This window comes from Sphingomonas hankookensis (genome assembly GCF_028551275.1).
GTDB lineage: Bacteria > Pseudomonadota > Alphaproteobacteria > Sphingomonadales > Sphingomonadaceae > Sphingomonas > Sphingomonas hankookensis_A.
Genome location: NZ_CP117025.1, coordinates 2,451,996 through 2,471,635 on the forward strand (window position 1 = coordinate 2,451,996; position 19,640 = coordinate 2,471,635).

The window sequence follows — 19,640 nt, forward strand, 5'->3', positions numbered from 1 at the left end:
GGACTGGCGACGAAGGATCAGCCGCGGCCGATCAGCCGGCGGGCAATGGCATCCGCGACGTCCGAATGCGGCTTGCCGCTGGCTTCGCTCTCGTCCCACACCTGCACCAGCCGGTCGGGGATGCGCGCAATGCGGGCCTCGACCTCGGCACGGTTGCCCTGGCCGAGATATTCCAGCGCGACGTTGATGATCCCGCCCGCGTTGATGACGTAATCGGGCGCGTAGAGGATCCCGCGATCCTGCAGGCGCGCACCGTCCGCAGCCGTCGCCAACTGGTTGTTGGCGCCGCCCGCCACCGCGCGGCACCGCAGCGCCGCAATAGTTGCTTCATCCAGCACCGCCCCCAGCGCATTGGGGCTGACGATATCGGCCTCCAGCGTCAGGACCGTTGCCGGATCGGCGGTCGTCGCGCCCAGCTCGCTCGCCAGCGCTTCGGCCCGTGCTTCGTTGACGTCGGCCAGCGTCAGCACGGCACCGTCCTTGGCCAGCAGGCGCGCAAGCCCGCCACCGACCGAGCCGACACCCTGCACCGCGACGCGAACGCCGCGCATGTCGTCGCTGCCCAGCGCTCGCCTGGCCGCCGCACGGACGCCCAGATACACGCCCATCGCGGTGAAGGGCCCCGGATCGCCGCCGGCATTGCCCGCCGCGACGGGCAGGCCGGACACATATTTGGTCGAACCGGAGATCGTGATCATGTCGGCTTCCGACATGCCGACATCTTCGGCCGTAACGTAGCGCCCGCCGAGCGATTCGACCGCACGACCGAAAGCCGCCAGCAGTTCGGGCGTCTTGGCGCCGCCCTCAGGCGCCAGCACCACGCCCTTGCCGCCGCCCATCGGCAGGCCGGCCATCGCGTTCTTGAAGCTCATGCCGCGCGACAGGCGCAGCGCGTCGGTCACCGCCGCGTCACTGGTCGCATAGCGCCAGAAGCGCACGCCGCCCGCCGCCGGGCCCAGCGCGGTCGAATGGACCGCGATGACGCAGCGCAGGCCGGTCTGGTGATCAGAAAAGAGGTGGATGCCCTCGTGATCGTCGAAGTCGGGATAACCCCAATCGGTCTGCACGGCGGCGGCTCCAGCGCTGTAAGGGATGGGGCGACCGACGGGACTTGAACCCGCAACTTCCGGCATCACAAGCCGGCGCTCTAACCAATTGAACTACGGTCGCCGTGGAGTGGCGCGCTTAGCCGTGCGTCGCGCGTCGGTCAAGCAGTGGCGCAACGATAATCGTTCTGGCAGGAAAATCTCCATGCAAACGCACGCCACCCCCGCCCGCCCGTCGCTCGGTTCCGGCTATCCATCGGAACCGGTCGTCGAGCACATCATGGCCCAACCGGGCGTGCAACGCGTACCCAGCGCCAAACTGTCGCTGTTCATCCGTCGGGCGCTGATCCCCGCCAATCTGTGCGCCGCGCTGATCGAGCGGATCGATGCCAAGCGCCGGCCGTCGACCATCGCCGACGCCAATGGCGACCCGACCTTTCGGACCAGCGAAACGTGTGACCTCGATTCGACCGATCCGGTGGTCGCTGCGGCAGAGGCGTTGATCTTCGACTTCTGCGCGCTCGACCCGGCCCATGGCGAGCCGTTGCAGGGACAACGCTATGCCGTGGGGCAAGAGTTCAAGGCGCACACCGACTATTTCGATCCGCATGGCGGCGACTTCGCGAAATATTGCTCGGTCGCCGGCAACCGGACCTGGACGGTCATGCTTTACCTCAACGAACCGGGTGCCGGTGGCGCCACGCGCTTCAAGGCGATCGACAAGATCGTCCAGCCCGAGACCGGCAAGCTGCTCGCCTGGAACAATTTGCGCGCGGACGGCACGCCGAACCCCGCGACGCTCCACCACGGGATGAAGGTGCGCGAGGGCACGAAATACGTCCTGACCAAATGGTTTCGCGAACGCCCGTGGGGATAAGCGAACGGGCCGCCGGCATCGCTGCCGACGGCCCGTCCTGCCGCGTTACGCCGGATCAGAACTGGGCGGTGATGCCCAGCGAGAACATCCGGCCGAGGTCGTAGCGGTTGATATAGACCGGGTTGCCGCCGAAATTCTGGCTTTCCGAATAACGCTGGCCGGTCAGGTTGCGGGCCTCCGCCTTCACCTCCAGATTGGCGCCGGCCACTTCGAACCCCTGCCGCGCGACGAGGTCGAGGCGGATGCCCGGACGCTCGACGATATCGGGCTGGAACCCCTGCCCCGACAGGTTCGACGGACCACGGTTCGTCACACGGTCGCTGGCATAGTTGAATAGCAAGGTCAGCTGCGACAGGTTGGCGGTATCCTCCAGCCCGACCTGCACGTTGACCAGATGGTCCGACTGGCCGGTCAGCGGCGCGCCGTCGCGGAACAGCAGATTGGCACGACCGAAGCCCGCCGCACAGCCACCGATGCCGGGCGAACCCAATGCCGCCGCCGGATTGGGCACGCAGCTGCCATCCGCCGTGATCTGCGACTGGGTATAGGTATAGTTCGCCAGCAGCAGCAGGCGCCGCGTCGCGAAGAAATTGCCGAGGCTTTCGAGCGGAACATATTTCTGCGCCTCGACCTCGCCGCCCCACAACGTCGCCTTGGGCAGATAGGTAAAGCCGGTTTGCAGCGTCGCGTCGGGGCTGGGATAGAAGCCGGCCTGTTCGATCGGGCGATCGATCCGCTTGTAGAAACCGGCGGCGGTGAAGCGCTGGTCGCGGCCGAAGAACCATTCGTAGCGCGCTTCGAGATTCCACAATTCGGAATCGCGCAGGTTCGGGTTACCGAAGAACAGGCGGTCCGAGTCGGGATCGCGGAACTGCTGGGGGGCAAGCTCGCGGAATTGCGGGCGCGAGATCGTCTTCGCGCCGCTCAACCGCGCCTGCATGTCCGACGCGAAATTCCACGTCAGCGTGCCCGCCGGCAGCCAATAGCCGTTCTTCAGGATGGTCGACGGATTGCCGATCGGCGTCACTTCCTCGCGCGCCGTTTCGTAACGCACGCCGGCGACCGCGCGCAGGCCGTCGCTAACCTCGGCCTCGGCCTGGACATAGCCGGCATGGATTTCGAGGCCGGCATCATAGGCATAGGCGCCGTTCTGCGTATTGAACTGCAGCTGGATCGTGCAGGCCCCGGTCCCGCGCTGCGGACAGGCGTTGAACAGCGAGTCGGGCGACAGCAGATAGTCCGGACGCAGCAGGTTGTTGGGGAAACCCGGCGCCGTGCCTGCGCCATCGCTGGTCTGGTAGTTGAACTGCAACCGGCGCGAATTGCGGTCGGTGTTCGAATAGAAATAGCCGGTCGACAGCGTGATCGGTCGATCGGTCGCCAGCTTGTACGACAGGTCGGCCTGACCGGTGTACAGATTCTCGTCCAGCTCGCTGAACACGACGCTGGCAAAGGGCGAGAAGCGCTGCGTCACCTGATAGGCGCCGTTGCAATTGAACCCGCGCGAGAAGGGCGCACCGTCAGTCGTAATCGGATAGCCGTTGGTCGTACGGTTCGAGCAGAGATAGTCGAACTGCCGCTCATAGGGCGCGTTGCGCTTCGAATTGGCGAAGGCGCCGCGCGCGTCGAACTTCAGCGCATCGGTCAGCTTGAATTCGCCGACCAGTTGCGTCTCGATCAGCTGGCGTTCGAACCAGTTGGTGTTCTGTTGCAGGCGCAGGCCGCTGAAATTGTTGTACGCTTCCGACCCGGCCAGACGGCCCTGCTTCAGCGTGTCGTGGATATAGACGTTGGTCCAGCGGATCGTATTGTCGTTGAACTCGTAGCCCAGCCCGACCAGCGCATTGGCCACAATCCGGTTGTCGGTCAGCACGGTGCGGAAATCGTTGCGGACCGTGCCGTCCTCGCTGACGCTGTCCTGCTGGATCGCGTCGCGGGTGCGGAAGGTGTTGGACAGGCCGAGCGACGCGATGACGCCCAGCCGGTCGCTGCCGATATCGAACACCGAACCGCCGGCGATCTCACCCGACAGGTTGGCCGGCAGCTGGTTGTTGACCTGCAACAGCGTCGTGCGTGCGTTGTTCAGCTGCGCCACCTGATCGGCGGTGAAGATGCCCGATCCCTGGTCGGCGTTGCGGATGAAGGCGGGAACGCCGCGCGTCCCATCGTCATAGCCGATCCAGTCGGACTTGCCGCCGGCATAGACATAGCCGAGCTCGCTGGTCGTCACCGTGTCCGCAGCTATCGACCCGCCGATTGACAGGAAGTTCTTCTTCGGGATCGCCTTCGACGTCAGGTTGATGACGCCGCCGCCGAATTCACCGGGGAAGTTGACCGAATAGGTCTTTTGCACCAGCGCCGATCCGACGATCGAGGTCGGGAAGATGTCGAGCGGGACCGAACGGCGCAGCGGCTCAGGGCTGGGCAGCGGCGATCCGTTGAGCAGCGACGACGAATAGCGATCGCCGAGACCTCGGACATAGACGAAGCCGCCGCCGACAACCGACAGGCCGGTGACACGGGTCAGCGCGCCGGCGATGTCGCCGTCACCGGTGCGCGCGATGTCGGCTTCCGACAGCACCGACACGATCTGCGGCGTGGCACGCACCACGTTCGGGATGTTGCGGCCGACGACGACGATTTCCTCCGCCGTCGATTCGTCGAAGCCCGGCGAGGAGACTTCGGCCGGGGTGTCGGTCGTGGTCGTGCCGTCCTGCGGCGTGGCGACCGGGTCCGGCTGGGTGCCGGTCTGCACGACCGGCGGAGTGGCCGCGGTCGGTGCCGGCGCGGTCTGCGCCAGTACGGCCGGCGCGACCAGTTGCGATGTCAGGAGAAGGAGCGTTGCATAGGCGCGGCGGTGCTGCATGACCGGGGATCCACCTGTTCAAGTCGTAAAGAGCGAATGCCGGGACGGGCGTATCGGCCCGCCCCGGCATCGGCGTGTCATCGCTTGGGCGCGATGGTGTCGCGGATCAGCGCCCGTTGCAGGCGAAGTAGATCGAGCTGAACACCGGCGGGCCGAATTCCTGCGGGCCGCCATTGTCGGTCGGACCAGTGTTCGCCGCGCGGATCGTCGAGCGATCGCTGGTGCCCGCCACCAGGTTGAGGCACGGGACGCTCGACACCGACTTCACGATGCCGTTGACATAGCGCATGTCCGACCCGCCGCGCTGACGGATCGCGGCCGGCGCCAGCGCCGTCTGGATGAAGGTGAAGTTGGCATAGGTCGAGAAGGTCCGCGGCAGCAGGTCCTCGGCGTTATTAGAGTCGATCTCGGTCGAGAAGGAGTCGGCGGTCGCGCCCAGCGTGCGCTGCGCGGCGATCATGAACTGCATGAACCCGCGATAGCCATTGTCGATGTCGAAGCCGTCATCGTCAGCACCGGTGATCGCGATGTACTTCAGATTGGTCGTGCCACCGAAGATTTCGATGCCGTCATCGGCCGAATTGTGGCTCTGGATATGGTCCAGAACGGTGCCGGTCCCGGTGCCGCCCAGCGTCAGGCCCTGCAGTTCGTTGCCGTCGCTGATCGCGATACCCGAATAGCGGATCTGGACGTACGACATCTGGCCGGAGCTGTCGGCGACGTTCGGACCGCCATAGAAGCGTCCCGTCACGCCTTCGATCGCCTGCTGGCAGGTGGTCGACGAACCGGCGGCGTTGTTCGGGCCGGTGCCGGTCGCGCAGACGGCGGTCGGCGCACGGCCGAGCAGGATGATGCCGCCCCACTGACCCTGAGTCGCGTCCGATACGCCGTTGCTGACGGTGTTCTGCTGCGAGGTGAAGATGATCGGCGCGTCGCGCGTGCCGATCGCCGAAATCTTCGAACCGCGGTTGACCAGCAGCAGGTCGTTGGTTGCTTCGGTCGAGTCGGCGGCGATGACGACGCCGGCGGCGATCGTCAGTGTGGCGCCGGTGCCGCCCGTGGTGCCGAGGTCGGTGCCGACTTCGGTCTGGCCGCGCAGGCGATAGACGACGCCGGCGATCTTGGGCAGCGACAGGTCGGTGGTGATGTTCTGCGGCAGGCGGCAATAGCGGATCGTCGGGCTCGACGAGCTGTTGGTGCCGTCATCCAGCGTGCCGGTCGGGCAGACCGAGGTCGCCGCGGCATAGGTGCCGATCGACGGGACCGCGGTGCAGCGCGCGCCCGAACCGCCGAATTCGGCCGAGGTCGAGTTGCAGGTCCAGCCCTGGAACGCGGTATCGGTCGGACCGTTCAGCGCGCCGACATAGTTGGTGCTGGTGAAGAAGCTGTTGATCGTCGACGGATCGGTCGCGGTGGCCAGCGAGGCGCTGCCGACCGGATAGACGCCGTTCATCGTCGAACCGACGCCGTTCACATTGTTGTTGGTGCCGGCATTGACGATGGCGAGCTGTTCTTCCGGCGTGATCGAGACGCCGTTGACGGTGGTCGAGGCCGCGAACTGCGCCGCGGTGATCGCGCTCGGGGTGGCCGAGGGCGTCGGGGTCGGCGTCGGGGCCGGCGCGGGGACGGTCACGTTGATGCTGCCCGCACCCGGCGAGGCGACGCCATCGGCGCCGCTGCACCCCGCGAGCGCGGCGCAGGCCGTCGACGCCATGAGAATAAAGCCGATGCGCTTGCTGCTGGCCATCACCGAAGAACTCCCGAAACCTGGTTGTCGTTATGCGGGCGCATTGACCCGGCGATCGACCAAGGTTCCCCCGTCGGCCGATCCACACCCGCCCGTTAGGCGCGCTGGATGACGGGACCGTGCGATTTGGATGAAGTTTCGGAGACGTTACGGTTTCGGTTTTGTGACAGCGTTCCAGATCGAACCATGTTGCCCGGAATCAGAAACGGCCGCCCCGCACAACGCCTCTGTTCAGAGGTCGCAGTGCCGGACGGCCGTTGATCTGGTGGGCGCGACAGGGATTGAACCTGTGACCCCACCCGTGTGAAGGGTGTGCTCTACCGCTGAGCTACGCGCCCGGAAACCCGGAGGACGGCTCCCTAAATGGGTCCGGCCACCGTGTCCAGAACTTAATTCACCGAATCCTTCAGGCCCTTGCCGGCCTTGAACTTCGGCTGCGACGACGCCTTGATCGTCATCGGTTCGCCGGTCCGCGGGTTGCGGCCGGTCGACGCCTTGCGCTTCGACACCGAAAACGTGCCGAATCCGACGAGACGAACCTCGTCACCCTTTTTGAGCGCCGCCGAGATGACGTCGAACACCGCTTCGACCGCCTTCATCGCATCGCCGCGGGTAAGCCCCGAATGGTCGGCGACCTGCCCGATCAGCTCCTGCTTGTTCATCCCGTGGAACCCCCTTCAGCCTAATAACAATATGGAAAACTCGAAAGCGGCAATAAGGCCGCTCGAACGCGGGCTGTCAAAGCAAATTGGACGCATTAGTGCAATCCGGTGCTTTGCACGCCATCGTCCGCCAAACGTACATCAGGATCGGACGGGGGCGGCCATTGGCCACCCCCATCCTCATCAATGTGGGCGCGACTCGCCGATGCCCGGTACCGGGACCGGCGGTTGTGCCGCCAGATCGTCTGCCTCGGTCCAGTCGATCGCGGTCAGCGGCTCGGTCAGCGCCAGGCGCAGCACCTCGTCGACATGCGCGACCGGAATGATCTCCAGCCCCGAACGGATGTTGGCCGGGATTTCCGCCAGATCCTTTTCGTTCTCGACCGGGATCAGCACCGTGGTGATCCCGCCGCGCAGCGCCGCGAGCAGCTTTTCCTTGAGACCGCCGATCGGCAGTACCCGACCGCGCAACGTCACCTCGCCGGTCATCGCCACCTCCCGCCGCACCGGCACGCCGGTCAGCGTGGACACGATCGACGTGACCAGCCCGATGCCGGCCGACGGGCCGTCCTTCGGCACCGCGCCCTCGGGCAGGTGGATATGGACATCCTTGCGGTGGAACAGGCTGGGCTTGATGCCATAGCCAGGCGAGCGCGCCTTGACGTAGCTCCACGCCGCCTCGACCGATTCCTTCATCACGTCGCCTAGCTTGCCGGTCGTCTTGACCGACCCCTTGCCCGGCACCGTGACGCTTTCGATGGTCAGCAGTTCGCCACCGACCTCGGTCCAGGCGAGACCGGTGACCGCACCGATCTGATGCTCTTCCTCGCCCACGCCGAAGCGATATTTGCGGACGCCGGCGAACTCGGACAGGTTGTCCGGGGTGACCGTGACCGACGTCGCCTTGCCTTCGAGAATGCGGCGCAGCGCCTTGCGGGCGAGTTTCGCAATCTCGCGCTCCAGCGTGCGGACACCGGCTTCGCGGGTGTAGAAACGGATCAGATCGCGCAGGCCGTCCTGCGTCAGTTCGAACTCGCCCGGTTTCAACCCATGCGCATCGACCTGCTTGGCGACCAGGTGCCGCTCGGCGATCTCGACCTTCTCGTCCTCGGTATAGCCTTCCAGCCGGATGATCTCCATCCGGTCGAGCAGCGGCTGCGGCAGGTTCAGCGTGTTCGCGGTGCACACGAACATCACGTCCGACAGATCGATGTCGATCTCCAGATAATGATCGTTGAACTTCGCATTCTGTTCGGGGTCGAGCACCTCGAGCAGCGCCGATGCCGGATCGCCGCGGAAATCCTGACCCAGCTTGTCGATCTCATCGAGCAGGAACAGCGGGTTCGACGCGCCGGCCTTTTTCAGGTTGGTGACGATCTTGCCCGGCAGCGACCCGATATAGGTGCGGCGATGGCCCCGAATCTCCGCTTCGTCGCGCACGCCGCCCAAAGACTGGCGGATGAACTCCCGCCCCGTCGCCTTCGCGATCGACTTGCCCAAGCTGGTCTTGCCGACCCCCGGCGGGCCGATGAGGCACAGTATCGGCCCCTTCAGCTTGTTGGTCCGGGCCTGCACCGCCAGATATTCGACGATGCGGTCCTTGACCTTTTCCAGCGCGTAATGGTCGTGGTCGAGCACGTCCTGCGCGACCGCGATATCCTTCTTCAGCTTCGACTTCTTGCCCCAGGGCAGGCCCAGCAGGACGTCGAGATAGTTGCGCACGACGGTCGCCTCGGCACTCATCGGCGCCATCGTCTTGAGCTTCTTCAGCTCCGACGTCGCCTTGGTCCGCGCTTCCTTGCTGAGCTTCAGCGTCGCGATCTTCTGCGTCAGCTCGGCGATCTCGTCGCCGTCGCCATCCTCGCCCTCGTTGCCGAGTTCGCGCTGGATCGCCTTCAACTGCTCGTTCAGATAATATTCGCGCTGCGTCTTCTCCATCTGGCGCTTCACGCGGCTGCGGATTTTCTTCTCGACCTGCAACACGCCCAGTTCGCCCTCCATGAAGGCGAACACCATCTCCAGCCGCTTGTGCGGATCGGATTCGACCAGCAGTGCCTGCTTGTCGGCGACCTTGACCGCGATGTTACCGGCAATCGCATCGGCAAGGCGCGAGGGATCGTCCAGCTCGGACAGCTGCACCGCGGTTTCCGCCGGCAGCTTCTTGTTGAGCTTGGCGTAATTCTCGAACTGGTCGACCACCGACCGCATCAGCGCCTTCAGCTCGGCACTCGGCTGAGCAACCGATTCGGCGACGCGCTCCTCCATGCCCTCATCTGCATCTTCCAGCGTCGTGTCGTCCGCTTCGGCCGGCGTGACTGTCGCGACCAGATAATTGTCGACCGATTCGAGCTCGGTCAGGGTCGCGCGCGCCTTGCCCGACACCAACACACGAACCGTGCCGTCGGGCAGTTTCAGCATCTGCATGACTTCGGCAGACACGCCGACATCATACAGGTCCTCGCGCGCCGGATCGTCATCACCGGGATCGAGCTGCGCCACGAGGAAGATTTCCTTCGATCCCGCCATCGCGGCCTCAAGCGCCGCGACCGACTTGTCGCGCCCGACGAACAGGGGCACGATCATGTGCGGAAACACGACAATATCACGCAGCGGCAATACCGGCAGCTTCAGCGGCTCGGACGAAACGGAATTGGTAATCTCGGACATGGACACTCCACGACCCGGCCGAAGCGCCGGACCCACGACCTTATATGGTGGCAATTGCCGCGCCATCAATCTCCGTTCGCAGGCACACTGACCCATGACGGTATCGCTTGCGCTGGCGCTGGCCGCCGCGTTGCAGGTGGCGCCGACCGAAACGGTGCCGCCGGTCCATCCGATGACCTTGCGATCGGGCGGCCCCATCGCCGCCGATCGCGCCGCACTGCGGCTGGCGCATGCCGATCTGGCGATCGAGGCGTTGCCGGCGCGGCGGATGTTGTCGGCACGGGCGACGCTGACCCTCGCCGCCAATGCCGCGGTGCCTCGCATTCCGATCGACCTCGACGATGTGCTGACCGTCCGGTCGATTCGCGTCGACGGCCGCCCGCTCGATCGCGCCCGCTGGCGCCAAGCGGGCGGACAGGTGGTGATCGACACCCCGCTTGTCGCCGGACAACGCACCACGATCGAGATCAGCTATGCCGGTAGTCCGCGGGTTGCGAAGCGCGCGCCATGGGATGACGGCTTCGTCTGGAGCGAATGGAAGGGCAAGCCCTGGTTCGGCACCACCGCGCAGGATACCGGCTGCGACCTGTGGTGGCCATGCCTCGACTTTCCCGCCGGTGAACCCGCCGCCGTTGACCTGCACCTGACCGTCCCGGCCGGTCTGTCCGCCCCGGCCAATGGCGTGCTCCGCGGGATCGACCGGCTGCCCGATGGCCGGACCACCTGGCACTGGCATGCCGGTTCGACCAATCCCTATGCGCTGGCGATCAGCGTCGGCCCGTATCGCGAGATCAAGGGCGAGTATCGCAGCCGCTTCGGCAACGTCATCCCGCTGCATTTCTGGCATTTGGAAGGGAAGGACGAGCAGGCGAAGCAGCTGTTCGCCGAGTTCGCCCCGACGCTCGACTTCTTCGAATCGACCATCGGCCCCTACCCGTTCGGCGACGAGAAGGTCGGCGTGGTCGAAACGCCCTATCTCGGCATGGAGCATCAGACGATCAACGCATACGGCAACGGCTACAAACCGGCGCCCGAAGGCTTCGACTGGCTGTTCCAGCACGAATTCAGCCACGAATGGTTCGGCAACCAGATGACCGCCGCCGACTGGGACGATTTCTGGCTGCACGAGGCATTCGCGTCCTACATGCAGCCGCTCTACGGCAAATGGCGGGAAGGCGACGCGCGCTATTTGTCGATGCTGCTGATCCAGCGGCAACGCGTCGCCAATCGCGCGCCGATCGTATCGGGCAGTTCACGGACCACGCGTGAGGTCAACGGCGAGACCGGCCCCGGCACCGACGTCTATTTCAAGGGCGCGTGGATGCTGCACAGCCTGCGCCACCTGATCGGCGACCGCGCTTTCTTCGCGGCGACGCGTCGGCTGGTCTATGGCCGCCCCGATCCGAAACCGGGCAATTTCACGCCCCGTTTTGCCACGACGCGCGAATTTGAAACGGCGGTGGCGGAGGAAACGGGGAAGGATTTCGGCTGGTTCTTCGACGTCTATCTGCGACAGGCCGCCCTGCCCGATCTGATCGAGCAGCGCAGCGAGACCGCGCTGATGCTGCGCTGGCAGGTGCCGGGCGACGGCCCCTTCCCGCTGCCGGTCGAGGTCGAAGTCGATGGCGTCCGCCACACCCTGCCGATGACCGGCGGCTCGGGCGCTATCGCGGTGCCGCAGGACGCCCATGTCGTGATCGACCCTATGGCTTGGTTGTTGCGGCGTTCCCCGGCGATCGAACGGATGCAGGCGCCGCGCGTTGCCACCCCATGACCCAGCTATCCAGACGCGCTGCCGAAATGGCCGCGACCTTCATGATCGGCGACGGGCTGCTCGGCCTGTTGCAGCCCAGTCGCCATATCGCGCTGTGGCAGGAACGCGCCGGCGGTGCGCAGTGGCTGGTGCGCCCCTTTATCGGTCGCCCCACCCTGCGCCGGGCCTATGGCGTCGCACAGATCGCTGCCGGGCTGGCCCTCGCCGCCCGGCAGCGGGCGATCACGGAACGATCGTGATGAACAGATAGGCGGCGAAAATTGTCAGGTGGACGATGCCGGACAGCACCGTCGTCCGCCCGTTCCCGAGCGTCAGCGTCGACACCAGCAACGATAGCGCGAACAGCACCATCGACTTGGCATCGATGCCCAGCGACAACGGCCAGCCCATCACCAGCGACACGATCGCGACGCTGGGGATGGTCAGCCCGATGGTCGCCAGAGCCGATCCCATGGCGAGGTTGAGACTGGTCTGAAGCCGGTCCTTACGCGCGGCCTTCACCGCCGCCAGGCTCTCGGGCGCGAGCACCAGCGCCGCGATCAGAATGCCGACGACCGCCAGCGGCAACCCCGCCCCCAGCACCGCCGCTTCGATCGTCGGCGACAAATCCTTCGCCAGCAGCACCACCCCCACCAGCGCGATCAGCAACGCGCCGAACGCGATCCAGGCGGTTCCGGCGCTCGGCGGCTCGGCGTGGGCGTCCTTGGGCAGCGAACCATCGGTCGCCGGCAGGAAATAGTCGCGGTGCCGCACCGTCTGCACCATCACGAACGTGGCATAGAGAATGACCGAGATGATCGCGACGAAGGTAAGCTGCGACGGCGACAGTGTCGGCCCAGGCACGCTCGACGTATAATTGGGCAGGACGAGCGACATCACCGCCATCGCCGCCAGCACCGACAGCGCGGCGCTGACCCCGCGCAGCACGAACCGCTGCTCGTGGTGACGAATACCGCCGACCAGCAGGCAGATTCCGACGATGAAGTTCAGGATGATCATGATCGCGGCGAACACCGTATCGCGCGCCAGCGTCGCAACGTCCCCCGAGCCGGACAACATCAAAGATACGATCAGCGAAACCTCGATCACCGTCACCGCGACCGCCAGCACCAGCGTTCCGAACGGTTCGCCGACCTTGTGGGCGACCACCTCGGCGTGATGGACGGCAGCGATCACGCAACCGATCATGATCGCTGCCGCAAGACCGGCACCGATCCCGCCCACTTTCGCCAGGTTCAGCAGGATCGCAACCAGCCCCAGCACCGGAATGACCGTCGACCACCATGGCAGCGCGGTACGGTCGAGCAGCGCACGTTTGGTCGCCGGACTGACCAGCGTTTCCTCGAATTCCGCCGCCATCGCCGCTTCATGGTCTCGTGCCGCCGACATCATCGCTCCCTGATCGTTACGCAAAGCCAATGCTTCGGGCGCGCGATGTTTCCATCGGGCGCAGGCATTTAGCGGCCGATCGAGTCGATCCAGTCGGGCAGCGCCGCCAGATCGGGCAACTGGCGAAAGCGGGGATGGTCGATCGGCGGCTCACCCGCCTCGTGCGCCCAGGCCAGCGGCTGCGGAACATACGCGGCCCATGCCCCGGCCGACAGGGCGGGCAGAACGTCGGAGCGCATCGAATCGCCTGCCATGACCGCTGCCTCGGGTGTCGCGCCATAGCGGTCGAACAGCCGCGTAAACGTCTCGGTCGTCTTGTCGCTGACGATCTCGATCCCGGCAAAGCGGTCGCCAAGGCCCGATGCGGCGAGCTTCGCTTCCTGGTGCAGCAGGTCGCCCTTAGTGACCAACACCAGTCGTCCGCGCTGCGACAGCGCATCCAGCGTCGCCTCGATCCCGTGCAGTAACTCGACAGGATGCGCCAGCAACCGGCGTCCGGCGGCCAGTATGTTGGCGATCACGCCGCTCGGCAAACGATCCCCGCCCAGTTCGAGGGCCGTTTCGATCATCGATAGCGTGAATCCCTTGGCACCATAGCCATAGAGTTTTAGGTTGCGCGCCTCGCAGGCGTCGAGCGTTTCGAGCGCGACATCGGCGGCCGCGAACGGGCGAAGCATTGCGGTGAAGGCGTGATGCGCCTCCTCGAAATGGCGCATATTGTGCCAGAGCGTGTCGTCGGCATCGAGGCAGATAAGATCGATCGGCATGGACGCTGGATAGCGGGCGGAGGGTGGCGAGGAAAGTCATAGCACCTCCCCATCGTCATTCCGGCGTAGGCCGGAATCCATGGACGCGGCGACGTCGCAAGCAGATCGTAAACGCCCGACACAATGGATTCCGGCCGACGCCGGAATGACGATGGCCGGCTGGCTGGCTGGCGAACCAGAACGCAAAACGGGCGCCGGTTTCCCGACGCCCGCCCTACAAACCGGCTGATCGCAGCTTACGCGGCGTCGCCCGCCTTCTTCTTTTCGGCATAGACACGAACCGGTTCCTTCCGGCCCTCGATCACGTCCTTGTCGACGACGACCTCGTCCACCCCGTCCATCGACGGCAGGTCGAACATCGTGTCCAGCAATATGCCTTCGAGGATGGAACGAAGCCCGCGCGCGCCGGTCTTGCGTTCGATCGCCCGCTTGGACACCGACACCAGCGCTTCCTCGTTGAAGCCGAGCTTCACGCCCTCCATGTCGAACAGCTTCTGATACTGTTTGACCAGTGCGTTCTTCGGCTCCGTCAGGATTTTGATGAGCGCCGCGACATCGAGGTCTTCGAGCGTCGCGATCACCGGCAAGCGGCCGACGAATTCAGGGATCAGGCCGAACTTCAGCAGATCTTCGGGCTCGGTCTGACGCAGCACCTCACCGGTACGGCGTTCCTCCGGCGCCGCGACATAGGCACCGAAGCCGATCGACTTGCCCTGCAGACGATCGGCGATGATCTTTTCAAGACCCGCGAACGCGCCACCGCAGATGAACAGGATGTTCGTCGTGTCGACCTGAAGGAATTCCTGCTGCGGATGCTTGCGCCCACCCTGCGGCGGCACCGACGCGGTGGTACCTTCCATCAACTTGAGCAGCGCCTGCTGCACGCCCTCGCCCGACACGTCGCGCGTGATCGACGGATTCTCGGCCTTGCGGCTGATCTTGTCGATCTCGTCGATATAGACGATTCCGCGCTGCGCCCGCTCGACATTATAGTCGGATGCCTGGAGCAACTTCAGGATGATGTTCTCGACATCCTCACCGACATAGCCCGCTTCGGTCAGCGTCGTTGCATCGGCCATGGTGAACGGCACGTCGAGGATGCGCGCCAGCGTCTGTGCGAGCAGCGTCTTGCCGCAACCGGTCGGCCCGACGAGCAGGATGTTCGACTTCGCCAGTTCGACGTCGGCGCCCTTCTGACCGTGGTTCAACCGCTTATAGTGGTTGTGCACCGCGACCGACAGCACGCGCTTCGCCTGCTTCTGCCCGATGACGTAATCGTCGAGCACGTTGCAGATTTCCTGCGGCGTCGGGACCCCGCCATCCTTCTTGGCGACCAGTGCCGACTTCGTTTCCTCGCGGATGATGTCGTTGCACAGTTCGACGCATTCGTCGCAGATGAACACGGTCGGACCCGCGATCAGCTTGCGCACCTCGTGCTGCGACTTGCCGCAGAACGAGCAGTACAGGGTGCTCTTGGAGTCGCCGCCGCTGAGCTTCGTCATTCAAATCATCTCCCGCGCCGCTGTGACGCGTCTTTCCGCCCGTCAGGATACACACAGGCTTGTATCCGGCAATGCATTAAAAGTTTACCCGCCCGAGCCGCCGGATAGGCCGTCGGGCGGGGCAACCGCTTATGCGGCCGGGGTCGCCTCTTCCGGCGCGCCCGGACGCTTGTCGAACACTTGGTCGACCAGACCGAACGCCTTGGCTTCCTCCGCTTCGAGGAAGGTGTCGCGGTCCATCGCACGCTCGATCTCTTCCAGCGGCTTGCCGGTGTACTTCACATACAGCGCGTTCATCCGGTCCTTGATGCGCTGGATTTCCTTCGCCTGGATCTGGATGTCCGACGCCATGCCCTGCGCCCCGCCCGAAGGCTGGTGGATCATGATGCGGGCGTTGGTCAGCGCCACGCGCATCCCGGGCTCACCGGCGGCTAGCAGGAAGCTGCCCATCGACGCTGCCTGCCCGATGCAGACCGTGCCGACGCGCGGGCGGATATACTGCATCGTATCGTGGATCGCCATGCCGGCCGTCACCACCCCGCCCGGCGAGTTGATGTACATCCAGATGTCCTTCTTCGGATTTTCCGATTCGAGGAACAGCAGCTGGGCGGTGATGAGCGAAGCCATGTGGTCCTCGACGCCGCCGGTCACGAACACGATCCGTTCACGCAGCAGGCGCGAGTAAATGTCGAAGCTGCGCTCCCCGCGGCTCGACTGTTCGATGACGATGGGGACGAGGCCGTCGTGAATATCTAGCATTGGGTTCCCGCTGAGTAGGTTTCGACGCCCTACATCGGCGCTCCCGACTGAGCGCGCAAGGGGCCAGCGCATCGCTACGCCCCCGGAATGATGGTTAGCGTGCGATCCACCCGCTGCCCGGTGCCGGATGCGCCAGATAGGCCAGCCGCCGCACCTCCCGCCGCCCCCGCACAACCGTGTCGAGAATCAGGCCGGAAAAGAGGCACAGTGAGGCAAGGATGACCAGCCCGGTCGCGAGAATCGCCGTCGGGAATCGCGGCACTAAACCGGTATGCAGATAGGTAATGACGATCGGCACCGCGAGCACGACCGCGATCAGCGCCAGCAACAGGCCAATCGCGCCGAAGAACCACAAGGGCCGCTCGATCCGGTACAGGGTCGCGATGGTCCGCGCGATGCGGAACCCGTCGCCATAGGTCGACAGCTTCGACGCGGACCCTTCCGGCCGGGCGAAATAGCGGGTCGTCACCTCCGCCACCGGCATCCGCAGTTCGAGCGCGTGGACGCTGATCTCGGTCTCGATCTCGAAGCCGGCCGACAGCGACGGAAAGCTCTTCACGAATCGCCGCGAGAAGACGCGATATCCCGACAGGATGTCGGTGAAGCTGCGCCCGAACAACCGCGCCAGCATCCCGGTCAGCATCGCATTGCCGAAACGATGGCCCCGCCGGTACGCCAGCGCAGCCTCACTCACCCGCTGCCCGACCACCATGTCGAGCTGCTCGTCGAGCAGTCTAGCGACCAGTTCCGGCGCGGCGGCCGCGTCATAGGTCGCATCGCCATCGGCCATGACATAGATATCGGCATCGACATCGGCGAACATCCGCCGCACGACCGCGCCCTTGCCTTGGATACGCTCGCTGCGCACGACCGCCCCGGCGGCACGGGCGACCTCGATCGTGCGGTCCGAAGAGTTGTTGTCATACACATAGATGGTCGCATCTGGCAGCGCCGCGCGAAACCCCGCGACCGTCGCGCCGATCGCGGCTTCTTCGTTGTAGCAGGGCAGCAGGACGGCAACGGTCGTGGACATGGCCCTGCGTACAACACCGGACGCCGCCGAAAGCAAGCGCCCGACATGCAAAGGCCGCCCGCTCCTCGTGGGAGTGGACGGCCCTTTCGCATCAGGATCGACCGATCAGTCTTCGCTGGCTTCGGTTTCGACCTTCTTCTTGGCGCGTGGCTTCTTGGCCGGGGCCGGAGCGGCCTCGCCCTCGGCGGCTTCGGCCGGAGCGGCTTCCGCCTTCTTGGCCGGAGCCTTCTTCGCCGGAGCCTTCTTCTTCGGCGCTTCCGCGTCGGTGGCAGCTTCGCCTTCCGCCGATGCTTCGGCGGCCGGCTTGGCCTTGGCAGCCTTCTTCACCGGCTTCGCATGGTCATGATCGTGATCGTGGTTGCAGTCCGGGCCGTGCACATGCGGCACCGCGCCTTCCTCGCTCTCGATCGCGGCTTCCAGTTCCTCGCGCGTCACTTCGCGGTCGGTGATCTCAGCCTTGCCGAACAGGAAGTCGACGACTTTGTCCTCGTACAGCGGGGCACGCAGCTGCGCGGCGGCCATCGGCTCCTGCTGCACATACTGGATGAAGCGCTGGCGATCTTCCGGGCCGTACTGCTGCGCGGCCTGCATGATCAGGCGCTGCATTTCCTGCTGGCTGACCTCAATGCCGTTCTTCTGGCCGATTTCGGACAGGAGCAGGCCGAGGCGAACGCGGCGCACCGCGATCTGGCGATAATCGTCACGCTCGGCTTCCAGCTCGGCACGGGCCGCTTCCGGATCGGCTTCGTGGCCGGCTTCGTGCTGCAGCTGGGCCCAGATCTGGTCGAACTCGGCTTCGACCATCGACGGCGGAACGTCGAAGTCGTGGCCGGCGGCCAGCTGGTCGAGCAGCTTGCGCTTCATGTGGGTGCGGGTCAGGCCGTTCAGTTCCTGCTCGACCTGCCCCTTGATGAGCCCGCGCAGCTGTTCGAGGCTTTCGAGGCCCAGCGACTTGGCGAACTCGTCGTCCGGGCCACCTTCTGCGGGCACCTTCACGTCGGTGATCTTCAGGTCGAAGGTCGCCGCCTTGCCCTTCAGGTTTTCGGCCTGATAATCGTCGGGGAAGGTGACGTTGATCGTCTTCTCGTCGCCCTTCTTCACGCCGATCAGCTGGTCTTCGAAGCCGGGGATCAGACGACCCGAACCGATTTCGATCGCCATGCCTTCGCCGGTGCCACCGTCGAACGCCACGCCGTCAACCTTGCCGACGAAATCCATCACGACCAGATCGCCAGTGGCGGCTTCATGGCCTTCCTCGGCGTCGTTGTGGCGCTTGTTGTTGCTGGCGAGCTGCTCGAGCTGCTGGTCGACCACGGCTTCGTCAGCGGGAACGGTCAGGCGCTCCAGCTTGATCTCATCGATCGCCGGGGCCGGCACGTCGGGCAGCACTTCGAGCGACACGGTTACGGCCGCATCCTTGCCCGGTGCATAGTCGCCTTCCAGCGAGACCTGCGGCGCGGTGGCGGGGCGCAGCTTCTGCTCGGCGATCAGCGTCTGGATACCGTCCTGGATCGAGCTGTTCAGCGCGTCCTGCGACAGCGCTTCGCCGTGCATCTTACGGATCAGGTTCGCGGGCACCTTGCCGGGGCGGAAGCCGGGCATCTTCACGGTCGGCGCGACGCGCTTCACTTCGGCATCGACCTTCGCGTCGATATCGGCAGCGGTGATGGTCAGCGTGTAGGCGCGCTTGAGGCCCTCGTTCAACGTCTCGACAGTCTGCATTCTCACGGCTTTCGTCAAAAGAATCGAATGGAGCGGCTCCAGCTTCGACAGGCGCTGGCGGCGTCACTGGTGCGGGCGAAGGGAGTCGAACCCCCACATCTTTCGATACTGGAACCTAAATCCAGCGCGTCTACCAGTTCCGCCACGCCCGCCGAGCGGACGCCGCCGGCACGGGCGCGTCTATAGCAGCCATGCGCGTCGGGGCAAGTCGCCACGCTTCGCAGAGTTGTATGAGCACCGCAACCCGTCCGCGCGGCGGACGTTGGAGTGCGAGAAGGAGAGACTTTCCATGCCCGTCGAACCGCCGATCCCCGCCGAAACGCCCGCCCCCGAACCGGGCGTAGCGCCGACCACCCCGCCGCCCGAACAGCCGGCGCCGCAGACCGAACCCGGCCAACCGACCGCCCCGCCGCCGGAAATCGACGTACCCGGTCCCGATATCGACGTGCCCAGCCCGCTGCCCGGCGGCGATCCGGGCGTGACGCCCGTTCCCGGCCAGCCGGTCATGGGAGGAAACTGACATGAGCGACCGCGATCGCAGCATTCACCCCGACAGCGCCCCGCAGGACGATACCGATCGTCGCAGCGATATCGAAAAGGCGGTCGATGCCGTCAATGGCGATGTCGAACGCGGCGGAACCGACAGCGGGGCGACCTCGCCGACCGAACCCACCGTGTCGCCCGATACGGCCGGCGGGTCGGGCGGGGTCGTCCGCAATCAGGAGGGCGACGGACAGTAACGCCCGTACTGATCGACAAGGGTCGATCGTTCCAGCGCAATCGTAACCCCGGACTTGCTCCCGGGTCCCGCTTCTACTGCAAACGGCGA

Annotated in this window: 17 protein-coding genes and 3 tRNA genes; 6 read left to right on the plus strand and 14 right to left on the minus strand. The window is 65.3% G+C overall.

What is annotated here, in order from left to right:
- Positions 1-17: 17 nt before the first annotated feature.
- Positions 18-1,067 carry a Glu/Leu/Phe/Val family dehydrogenase gene (locus tag PPZ50_RS11475; protein WP_066689847.1) on the minus strand — a complete coding sequence of 350 codons (1,050 nt, stop codon included), beginning with the start codon at positions 1,065-1,067 and terminating at the stop codon, positions 18-20.
- Between the two features lie 26 nt (positions 1,068-1,093).
- Positions 1,094-1,170 (minus strand) — tRNA-His (locus PPZ50_RS11480).
- 81 nt (positions 1,171-1,251) lie between these two features.
- On the opposite strand from PPZ50_RS11480, the gene PPZ50_RS11485 reads away from it, so the two are divergent.
- Positions 1,252-1,923, plus strand: coding sequence for a prolyl hydroxylase family protein (locus PPZ50_RS11485; RefSeq protein WP_066689846.1), 672 nt, complete (start codon positions 1,252-1,254; stop codon positions 1,921-1,923).
- Between the two features lie 55 nt (positions 1,924-1,978).
- On the opposite strand, the gene PPZ50_RS11490 is transcribed toward PPZ50_RS11485, so the two are convergent.
- The 5 genes from PPZ50_RS11490 to lon all read right to left on the minus strand — a co-directional run bounded on the left by PPZ50_RS11490 (position 1,979) and on the right by lon (position 9,865).
- Positions 1,979-4,789 (minus strand): TonB-dependent receptor domain-containing protein, encoded by a 2,811-nt coding sequence (locus PPZ50_RS11490; RefSeq protein ID WP_066689845.1) that lies wholly within the window; start codon positions 4,787-4,789, stop codon positions 1,979-1,981.
- A 106-nt stretch (positions 4,790-4,895) separates the two neighbouring features.
- The gene (locus PPZ50_RS11495) at positions 4,896-6,536 is read right to left on the minus strand and encodes a hypothetical protein (protein WP_066689844.1); all 1,641 of its coding nucleotides are present in this window, start codon (positions 6,534-6,536) and stop codon (positions 4,896-4,898) included.
- 263 nt (positions 6,537-6,799) lie between these two features.
- Positions 6,800-6,874 (minus strand) — tRNA-Val (locus PPZ50_RS11500).
- Positions 6,875-6,925: 51 nt separating this feature from the next.
- On the minus strand, positions 6,926-7,198 hold the full coding sequence (locus tag PPZ50_RS11505) for an HU family DNA-binding protein (RefSeq protein ID WP_055756411.1): 273 nt from the start codon (positions 7,196-7,198) through the stop codon (positions 6,926-6,928).
- 183 nt (positions 7,199-7,381) lie between these two features.
- The gene (gene lon, locus PPZ50_RS11510; protein ID WP_066689843.1) at positions 7,382-9,865 is read right to left on the minus strand and encodes an endopeptidase La; all 2,484 of its coding nucleotides are present in this window, start codon (positions 9,863-9,865) and stop codon (positions 7,382-7,384) included.
- 94 nt (positions 9,866-9,959) lie between these two features.
- On the opposite strand from lon, the gene PPZ50_RS11515 reads away from it, so the two are divergent.
- Together PPZ50_RS11515 and PPZ50_RS11520 are read left to right on the plus strand one after the other, a co-directional pair.
- Positions 9,960-11,639, plus strand: a complete 1,680-nt coding sequence (locus PPZ50_RS11515) for a M1 family metallopeptidase (RefSeq protein WP_066689842.1) — start codon at positions 9,960-9,962, stop codon at positions 11,637-11,639.
- 26 nt (positions 11,640-11,665) lie between these two features.
- Positions 11,666-11,878, plus strand: a complete 213-nt coding sequence (locus PPZ50_RS11520) for a hypothetical protein (RefSeq protein WP_241215452.1) — start codon at positions 11,666-11,668, stop codon at positions 11,876-11,878.
- Here the strand turns inward: PPZ50_RS11520 and PPZ50_RS11525 are convergent.
- Both PPZ50_RS11525 and PPZ50_RS11530 read right to left on the minus strand, forming a co-directional pair.
- The gene (locus PPZ50_RS11525) at positions 11,862-13,028 is read right to left on the minus strand and encodes a calcium:proton antiporter (protein WP_232307936.1); all 1,167 of its coding nucleotides are present in this window, start codon (positions 13,026-13,028) and stop codon (positions 11,862-11,864) included. The two genes, PPZ50_RS11520 and PPZ50_RS11525, sit on opposite strands and share 17 nt — an antisense overlap.
- Positions 13,029-13,096: 68 nt before the next feature.
- On the minus strand, positions 13,097-13,795 hold the full coding sequence (locus PPZ50_RS11530; protein WP_066689840.1) for an HAD family hydrolase: 699 nt from the start codon (positions 13,793-13,795) through the stop codon (positions 13,097-13,099).
- A 79-nt stretch (positions 13,796-13,874) separates the two neighbouring features.
- Between PPZ50_RS11530 and PPZ50_RS11535 the strand changes: the two genes are divergently transcribed.
- A complete protein-coding gene (locus PPZ50_RS11535) occupies positions 13,875-14,024 on the plus strand; it encodes a hypothetical protein (RefSeq protein WP_157092716.1) in 150 nt (49 codons plus the stop codon).
- A gap of 7 nt (positions 14,025-14,031) precedes the next feature.
- Here the strand turns inward: PPZ50_RS11535 and clpX are convergent, their stop codons facing one another.
- The 5 genes from clpX to PPZ50_RS11560 all read right to left on the minus strand — a co-directional run bounded on the left by clpX (position 14,032) and on the right by PPZ50_RS11560 (position 18,963).
- Complete coding sequence (clpX, locus tag PPZ50_RS11540; RefSeq protein WP_066689839.1) at positions 14,032-15,297, minus strand: ATP-dependent Clp protease ATP-binding subunit ClpX; 1,266 nt, start codon at positions 15,295-15,297, stop codon at positions 14,032-14,034.
- A 129-nt stretch (positions 15,298-15,426) separates the two neighbouring features.
- Positions 15,427-16,056, minus strand: coding sequence for an ATP-dependent Clp protease proteolytic subunit (locus PPZ50_RS11545; protein ID WP_055756397.1), 630 nt, complete (start codon positions 16,054-16,056; stop codon positions 15,427-15,429).
- A 94-nt stretch (positions 16,057-16,150) separates the two neighbouring features.
- The gene (locus tag PPZ50_RS11550; RefSeq protein WP_066689838.1) at positions 16,151-17,089 is read right to left on the minus strand and encodes a glycosyltransferase family 2 protein; all 939 of its coding nucleotides are present in this window, start codon (positions 17,087-17,089) and stop codon (positions 16,151-16,153) included.
- Positions 17,090-17,194: 105 nt separating this feature from the next.
- A complete protein-coding gene (gene tig / locus PPZ50_RS11555; RefSeq protein ID WP_066689837.1) occupies positions 17,195-18,811 on the minus strand; it encodes a trigger factor in 1,617 nt (538 codons plus the stop codon).
- A gap of 67 nt (positions 18,812-18,878) precedes the next feature.
- A tRNA-Leu gene (locus PPZ50_RS11560) sits at positions 18,879-18,963 on the minus strand.
- A gap of 137 nt (positions 18,964-19,100) precedes the next feature.
- Here PPZ50_RS11560 and PPZ50_RS11565 point away from each other — a divergent pair.
- On the plus strand, positions 19,101-19,331 hold the full coding sequence (locus PPZ50_RS11565) for a hypothetical protein (RefSeq protein ID WP_066689836.1): 231 nt from the start codon (positions 19,101-19,103) through the stop codon (positions 19,329-19,331).
- Between the two features lies 1 nt (position 19,332).
- On the plus strand, positions 19,333-19,551 hold the full coding sequence (locus PPZ50_RS11570; RefSeq protein ID WP_126013701.1) for a hypothetical protein: 219 nt from the start codon (positions 19,333-19,335) through the stop codon (positions 19,549-19,551).
- The last annotated feature ends 89 nt before the right edge of the window (positions 19,552-19,640 follow it).

Excerpts from the sequence above, each read along its gene's own strand:
- PPZ50_RS11505 (WP_055756411.1), bottom strand. The coding sequence starts at position 7,198 with ATGAACAAGCAGGAGCTGATCGGGCAGGTCGCCGACCATTCGGGGCTT.
- PPZ50_RS11565 (WP_066689836.1), top strand. The coding sequence starts at position 19,101 with ATGCCCGTCGAACCGCCGATCCCCGCCGAAACGCCCGCCCCCGAACCG.
- PPZ50_RS11485 (WP_066689846.1), top strand. The coding sequence starts at position 1,252 with ATGCAAACGCACGCCACCCCCGCCCGCCCGTCGCTCGGTTCCGGCTAT.
- PPZ50_RS11545 (WP_055756397.1), bottom strand. The coding sequence starts at position 16,056 with ATGCTAGATATTCACGACGGCCTCGTCCCCATCGTCATCGAACAGTCG.
- PPZ50_RS11520 (WP_241215452.1), top strand. The coding sequence starts at position 11,666 with ATGGCCGCGACCTTCATGATCGGCGACGGGCTGCTCGGCCTGTTGCAG.
- PPZ50_RS11515 (WP_066689842.1), top strand. The coding sequence starts at position 9,960 with ATGACGGTATCGCTTGCGCTGGCGCTGGCCGCCGCGTTGCAGGTGGCG.
- clpX (WP_066689839.1), bottom strand. The coding sequence starts at position 15,297 with ATGACGAAGCTCAGCGGCGGCGACTCCAAGAGCACCCTGTACTGCTCG.
- PPZ50_RS11570 (WP_126013701.1), top strand. The coding sequence starts at position 19,333 with ATGAGCGACCGCGATCGCAGCATTCACCCCGACAGCGCCCCGCAGGAC.
- PPZ50_RS11495 (WP_066689844.1), bottom strand. The coding sequence starts at position 6,536 with ATGGCCAGCAGCAAGCGCATCGGCTTTATTCTCATGGCGTCGACGGCC.
- lon (WP_066689843.1), bottom strand. The coding sequence starts at position 9,865 with ATGTCCGAGATTACCAATTCCGTTTCGTCCGAGCCGCTGAAGCTGCCG.
- PPZ50_RS11530 (WP_066689840.1), bottom strand. The coding sequence starts at position 13,795 with ATGCCGATCGATCTTATCTGCCTCGATGCCGACGACACGCTCTGGCAC.
- PPZ50_RS11490 (WP_066689845.1), bottom strand. The coding sequence starts at position 4,789 with ATGCAGCACCGCCGCGCCTATGCAACGCTCCTTCTCCTGACATCGCAA.
- PPZ50_RS11525 (WP_232307936.1), bottom strand. The coding sequence starts at position 13,028 with ATGTCGGCGGCACGAGACCATGAAGCGGCGATGGCGGCGGAATTCGAG.
- PPZ50_RS11535 (WP_157092716.1), top strand. The coding sequence starts at position 13,875 with ATGGACGCGGCGACGTCGCAAGCAGATCGTAAACGCCCGACACAATGG.
- PPZ50_RS11550 (WP_066689838.1), bottom strand. The coding sequence starts at position 17,089 with ATGTCCACGACCGTTGCCGTCCTGCTGCCCTGCTACAACGAAGAAGCC.
- tig (WP_066689837.1), bottom strand. The coding sequence starts at position 18,811 with ATGCAGACTGTCGAGACGTTGAACGAGGGCCTCAAGCGCGCCTACACG.